Source organism: Edaphobacter sp., from assembly GCF_035532915.1.
Taxonomy (GTDB): Bacteria; Acidobacteriota; Terriglobia; order Terriglobales; family Acidobacteriaceae; genus Edaphobacter.
The window spans coordinates 1-6828 of the sequence record NZ_DATKQC010000269.1 but is presented as its reverse complement, the minus strand read 5'-3'; the positions used below and the strand labels follow the sequence as shown (position 1 = coordinate 6828).

Genomic DNA, 6828 nt, shown 5'->3' with positions numbered 1-6828 from the left:
GTGGTGCAGCGTGACCTCTTCGACCAATTGGATGCGATTCCGTTCATGTAGTGAAGGAGCCCGCCCGTGAGCGGGGAAATCTTCATGGTAAAGAGTCCAATGAGGGCGGGAGCTGCGCTGAACTTGAGCCGCATAACTGCGGAAGTTGCAGCGCGCCACGGAATGCTGGTTATGCCGGATGATCCTGCGATGCTTTTGGTGACAATGAATGAAGTGGTGTTGCAGCAGGTGATTGGGAGTATCGAGGCCCGGACGGAAGAAATGGTCGCCGGCATAGAAGCTGGCCTTCGTTCGGCGCAACACGAAGCCTTGGGAATCGTTGAAAAAGAAGCGCGGAAAGCTGGGATTGCGGTGCGCGAAGAGATTCAAAAGGATATTGACGCTGGGCGGTTACACGCGAGAGAGTTGATTGTGGAACTAAACCGTGCTTACTCGCGATCCGCGGTGCGCCGCTGGGTTGCCGTAGGCGTAATTGCCGCGAGCGGTCTCTTGATGTTGGGTGTTGGTTTGGGAGTGCTGCTTGCCAGGGTGTTGAAATGAGATCAATTCTCACACTGTTGTTCTATGTCGATTATAAATGCGACACACAACCGGGATTTCGGAAAACGTTTTTGGTGTTTACGCTTATCTTCGTTTTCCTCTTGTGGTCGCCGTGGCGACCTCTGCTTTGCCCAGTGTTCGGCGTTTGTCCTGCTCCTGTTGTGCGGGCGGATATTTCGCCTCAGCCTAAACCTCAACGGGTAAAGCACCTTAAACGCCTCGCACCAACTCCGGCTCCACTTCAAACGCCTGCGGAGTCCTCCATGAAAACGGCAGTCCAACCGTAGCCTCCTCGCAAAGGTGGTCGTCCGGACGTGGTGAGTCAGCTGGGAACGAGAGGCACGTTGGGCCGCAATACCATCTTCCGGAGAGTGTCATTCCGCGGATTTATTTGTTTCCGAGTTCGTCGCCATTAGGAAACAATCGCCAAAGTGTCAAGAAATGACCATATCTCTGGATTGCCAACTACTCGTCCGCCTGTGGCAATAAATATGGGGTTGAAGATGAACTATTCGCGCTATGAAGTGCTGAGCACTTCCGAAACCTTGTTTCTGAGGTGCAGTGCCTCCGGAACCTGGCGCGCGCAAAGGTCGGTGAGGATGCTCAGAAACGCTTTGCGCAAATCAGGCTGCAACTCGACTTCGTTCCGCAGATATTTCCAACACGCTGCCAGTGCTTCGGTAAGCAAGACGCCGAGTCCGTGATGGTGCCAGTCACGGTCCTCGAATAAGCCGACGAAGCCTGCCAGTTGCTTGATCCCCTGCGCAAGCAAAACCCGACCGGATTCGGTCGGCAGGAAGTGAGCAAACCAAGCCGCTACCGATCCATACTTGAGCCACAGGCGCGCCCATTCCTCAAACGCCGGAACCATCGCCCTGACTACACCGATGTATTTCGCGTTGCCAAGAACGGATGCCTGCGCTTCACGCAAACCCATCAGATCGACAACAAGAGATTCCGCACGGCACCAGTAATTACGCTCGCCGGGCTGCCAAGCTGGGAGAGTCATCGCGTACCGCACCATGTCGTCCCAGATTTTCGAGAATGTTGCAAGGTCGGCGCTCATCTCCAGCCCGACGCCGACCCATGATCGCAGGAAATCTTCCACCCAGTAGCGGGCGGCTGGTCCCAGGTCAAGGATGGGGCGATAGAAGGTTCGCGCGATGTCGACAGAGTTCGCCTGGACGATGAATTCCGCAACACGCGCCATCACCCAAACGTCGAATTCGTGGGCTGTTCCTTCTATCTCGTAATTGTCCTCGCCGGGCTCCGGGCGCGGTAACGTGCGCATCTCCATGTCGTACAGTTCACGGACATAGTGCCGCAACGTCTGCTCCTCGCCGGGAAGAGGTGCGCGCACCATCGCCGCCAGGAACCCGAATCCTTTCCGAATCACCTCAAAGTCTATGTCGGGAATCTCCCGGTGAAGCTTGCGATCATCTCGCTGCTGGCGCATCGCCTTTCGCTGCGCCTCTCTCACGCGCCGCTCGCCGTCCGACGTTGATCTGCGGGAGATTCTCTCTACCAGCCGCCGCCCGAGTGTTTCCGCCGTGCGCAACGGAACGAGGGACCCTTTGAGCCTACCCGCCACGTATCTGCGAAACAGAGTCTCCTTATACTTCGCAAGCAGAGTGCGATCTGCGTGATATCCGGATTCCCGAATCGCGGCACGGCGAAGCGCGGACCAGAAGACCACGATGTTTGCCAACTCTGCGAATTTCTCCCCGAGTTGCTCACGCAGCAAATAGGCGCGCCACATCGTCTGCAAGGTGGACCCGTAATAAAAGCCAGTCACGCCTTCGAATGCCATCCGCAAGACCGACTCTTCGTCGCTTTCCAGCAACAGCGCCACGCCCGCCTCGCCCAGGAACGACTCGGCGGTGGAATCCAAGGCTGATACGGGCGTGTCGTATTCGGAATTCTCTGCGGGTTTCAATTCGCGCAGAGTGCGCATGCACCATTCTTCAAGCTCTGGATCTTGCGACAGCCAACCGCGATGCTGCACGACGAGAACGGCGATTCCACCGGCAAGGGAGTTGATCCGATACTGCGCCTGATGCCGATCTTCGGCGGAGGCTTGCCAATTCGCCAGGCGTTTAACCTGAGCCGCAAACGCGGGGACTTCTTGAGGTTGCAATGTATACTCACCCGAAAGGTACTGGCGCGCCCGAGATGCGAGCGTCAAGGAGAGCATCTTCAGTTGCCCCTCTTCCTGAGCATCCCTTATCTTTGCTTGCAGCTCAGCCGGCACGCGCATCTCGACCAATACCTGTCCATCCGGCTGTTCCGTCTGTATGTAGTTGTCCGGGTCGAATCTCGCCAGAAATAATTCCAGGGCATCTCGGCCTTGACCGGCTTTTTCCAGGCGCTTTGACCACTCGATCCTGCGTGCGGATAGATACTCTAGCGTGCCTCGATGCTGGAGCATCAGCCATGGTGCGACATCCCGCAGGGCCGAACGCCGATGCGCCATTCTGTGCCATTCTGCGGCTAGCTTTATGGTCGGCTGGCCCTGCCCTGCTAGGCTTATTCTCCAAGTCTCATGCAGTTCGTTCAGGGTCCAGCTCAGTTGGCACTCGTAGATGTGGAAGTTCCCGAGAAGAGGCTGGAGGTCTCCTGCAAAAAGGGCAGGATATTTCAGCCCGACCGAGACCAGCACACCGGCGAAGGCCAAAGATTCCGCGTGCGCGTAAATGTATTGCACCCAGCGGGAAATGTTTCGACCGTTTTCGATCTCATCGTAAAGCCATTTTTCCAGCGCCATCAGCGCACATTCGACAGCAGCGCCATTCATCGAAACAGAGCGATGCCAGCCGAACAGGTTGCCGTCCCCCAGCCACCATGTCGTCTTGCCGTCGAACTCGAAATCAAGCCCGTACTTTTGGCATTCCTCCGCAGTCAGGTTCTGGCCTGGTCCGTCTTCGAGCCATCGGTTCGTTGCGTAATTCACCAACCGGACGATTGCATCCAGCCCGTGCTCCGGCGCATCTTGCAAAAACTTGAGGAATGGCCCTTTCCAGTAGAATGCAGGGTATCCGTGCCGCCAATCAGCCAGGCCGTATCTCTCCAGCAAATGGAATCTGTCGTTGTATGGGTCTGAGGGCTTCGGCTCGTCAATGCAGACGGCAAGCAAAACCTCCTTGGCCACTTCCGGACGCGCAGCAATGAGCGCATTCAGCGCAGGGGTTTCCAGGACCGCAGAGCGAAATCCGTCCGAAACGTCCTGCAGCGGACCGTCCGTAGCCGGTGCTCGCATCGTTCCTCTCGGAAATGACAACATTGTGGGCGGAGGAATGCGCCTCGTTCTCTCTTCCTCGGGGTGCTTTTTGCGCCATTCTTCCCGCAGTTTAGCTTGCCGTTCTTCGGTCTCGATCGCGCGCTCGATCGCATGCTGTGGCTCGTCACGCCTGGCGCATAGTTCCAAAGCTATCTGCGTCACCTCCTCGGGGAACTCTTTCGCGGCGGATAACAAGGCTTCATAAACGACCTGGTCCTTATCACCGAAATGCATTCCTTCAGCGATCAGCCCCTGCGTTTCTTTAGCAAGGTCCAATGCAAGCAGACCGGCTTCCCGTCGGCCAGGCATTTCGTCCGGCATTGTTCTCAGCCAGAGCGCGCACACCTCAGCTGCCAGAAGGAGCGCGTGCTCGGCCACATCTTTGGAATGCCGACTAAAAACACAGAGGGCCGGATACCAATAAAGCGGATGCGGAATGCGAAACCACACCTCCGATTGCTCTGCATACTTCGGGTCAACCAAGCCGCGCAATCGCACATCGGGCATTGAAGCTGCGTGTTGCAGCCGCATTAGCAATCGCCGGAGGATCATCCCCTTTTCGGCAATCAGGTGCGGCCAAACTTGCTCCAGCAGCGGCTCCGAATTTGTCGCGAACAGCAAGCCATCCAAGAAAATATCGCTTGCCAGTTGTGTCTCTGGGTTTTCACCTGTCAGTCGCGCGGTGAGGGACTTCCATCCCGCCAGCCCGTCTCCATGTTCAGCAAGCGATTGAGCATATAGGCGAATAGCCCGGCCCCAGCGCGGGATATGCGCCACAGCCTTGATCTTGCTGACTGCCTCATTTCCGGCAAACACCAGGACGCGAAATCGTGCCCAGTCGCCCATCAGATCGTGAGGAAACTGCACTGACGGAAGATTTACCCGTATCAGTCCTTCATGCGCGAGAGTCCCGAGGAGGGGTAACTGGCCTTGCGCAATGCTATCAACGTGCGCCGCACCGCTCAGTCTCTCGCCCTCCCGCTCACCCAAGGTTCGCAGCAACGAATCACGCGCAATGCTCATCGCGCCCCCACCTATCCACCGTTCCCAGACCCAATTGATAAGTTCGGTTTCTCCAATCCATCCTTGGGAAGCATCCGAAAGGCGCTTGGCTATTTCCGCCCGTAGCACCCAATCCAGTACCACCAGATTTCGCAGAATGGGCTGAAGCTGGGTTCGAAATAGCAGCGTGCGAATCTCGGGCAAATGCGGTATGGCATCGTAGATCTCTTGCGCCGACGGCTTTGCGAAATCCACTTTGCGCATTTCAGTGATGCTCGCGTCTATGAGCGCGTCCTGAGTGGCTTCCCAAGATTGCGGCTGGCACGTGACGATCAGCTTCCATCCAATGAAATTCTCGTCGCTCACGGCCCTAATTAACTCCAAAGCACGGCGGCGCGCATCACCCTCAAATCTTTCAAAGCCATCAACTACAAGCACGCAACCCCGAAGGGTCGAATTATGGATCAGGTCGGGAATGCTGTGGCGCAGGTTGAATACGTGAGCGACCTCAGTTTGGCTGGCCTTCGACAACTGCTCCGCGCTCAGCCATAGGGCGCGCTTAAACGGCCCGCCAGTTACCAGGAGCTGGGATACGACCGCAGATTTTCCGCTTCCTGATTCTCCTACCATCACCACGATGTTGTGGCCCGCAACTTCCGCCGAGATCACATTCATTTTATCGGTGCGCGCCAACTGAATCTCCGTGCCAATGACGTGACGGACGCCCTTCACGTTCTCGGCCGAAACCGCTTCGATGCTCCTCCAATCGGCCTCAAAATCGGGATAGTCCCGCAGCTCAAAGTCGGGACGCAGTGCGCGCACAAGTTTTGGAAGGTCAAAATATCCCCCAGTCCCTCTGTTCTCAGCCGCGAGCTGAAGCAGACGACTCCACAGCTTCGTACTTTCATCCAAGGTGCCATCGAGCACTATTTCTGCGCACCGGTTTATGTATTCGCCCTCCTCACCTTCCAAGAATGGTAGAACGCGAATTCTGGAAGCAAACCGTGCGGTTTCGAGTGCATCAGGACTGACCCCATTAGGGGCCCTGTGGAGGCTCTGAAAAATCGCGCGCTGAATCGCCGATGACTGTTGAGCACCGGCGAGTCTTTGAACCATACGCTCTGGGGTTGTAGCCACATCTTGTTTCTGTAATCCACGCCATTCCTCTAGGGTCTGGATATCAATCACCCCGACGATTAGGCCCAGAAGGTCCGTCTCTCGATTGAAGCCTGATCCGGTCGTAGCGTCCCACTGGTCCCAAGCGTCCTGGACAAACTCAGCATTGAATCCAGCTTTGGTAAGTTGCCGGTTGCTCTTCACCGAAATCGCGCACCGTGTTGTTTCGTTTCCGTGCTTCAAGACCAGCAGCAGGTCATCGAGAACTTGTCCGGAATCGCGCGCCTCGAAATGGACCTCCGCAATAGACCCGAAATCGGGCTCAATGGGGAAGGCCCGTCTAAGCAGTTGCACGAGGAATCCCGCAGCGACTTTGTCGGCAAAAGTGTAGCCCCCGCCACCGGTGGCTTTTGTTGGCGCGCGCATTCTTGACATTCTGAAGAGAGAATACTCCCCACGCTAGCGGCGCTCAATTCATATAATTGGCAATAAGAAGAAGCTTCCCGCGAAGTGGACTCGAACTCTTTCGGTCACCTGGGAACATGATGGTCAACTCGTACAATTCGCAAATCGTATCCGACGATTCTGGACGAGTGGTCGCGCACTCCCCAGATAACGAATGCGCAAGTCGTTTGTTATCTGGTACCACCTATAGCTCCCCGCTGTCCTTGCTCGGAAAGTATCCCAGTGCCCCCTGTGGCTCCTACTTTAACGTCGGGGAGCACTTGGAATTGTGACGTAGCAGGTTTCAAGATTTGGCGGGAAAGAAATCTGGGACCGTGGCTGGATCTACACCCGGAATCCGTCGTCCCGGAAGTGGTGGAATCGGAGTGCGGCCGTAGCGTTCATTCCATTTGGTCCATGAGCTTCGGTCAAAAATCCCGGGTGCGGGG

General features: G+C 56.4%; 2 protein-coding genes. One reads left to right on the top strand and one right to left on the bottom strand.

All coding sequences use genetic code 11. The annotated features are described in order from the left end of the window. Positions 1 to 66: 66 nt before the first annotated feature. Positions 67 to 540 (top strand): hypothetical protein, encoded by a 474-nt coding sequence (locus tag VMU57_RS13055; protein WP_325384076.1) that lies wholly within the window; start codon positions 67 to 69, stop codon positions 538 to 540. Positions 541 to 1057: 517 nt separating this feature from the next. Here VMU57_RS13055 and VMU57_RS13050 read toward each other — a convergent pair. Continuing rightward, positions 1058 to 6361, bottom strand: a complete 5304-nt coding sequence (locus VMU57_RS13050) for a hypothetical protein (protein WP_325384074.1) — start codon at positions 6359 to 6361, stop codon at positions 1058 to 1060. Positions 6362 to 6828: the final 467 nt, after the last annotated feature.

Bases quoted from the DNA above. Each gene is read 5' to 3' on its own strand.
- VMU57_RS13050 (WP_325384074.1), bottom strand. From the start codon at position 6,361: ATGCGCGCGCCAACAAAAGCCACCGGTGGCGGGGGCTACACTTTTGCC.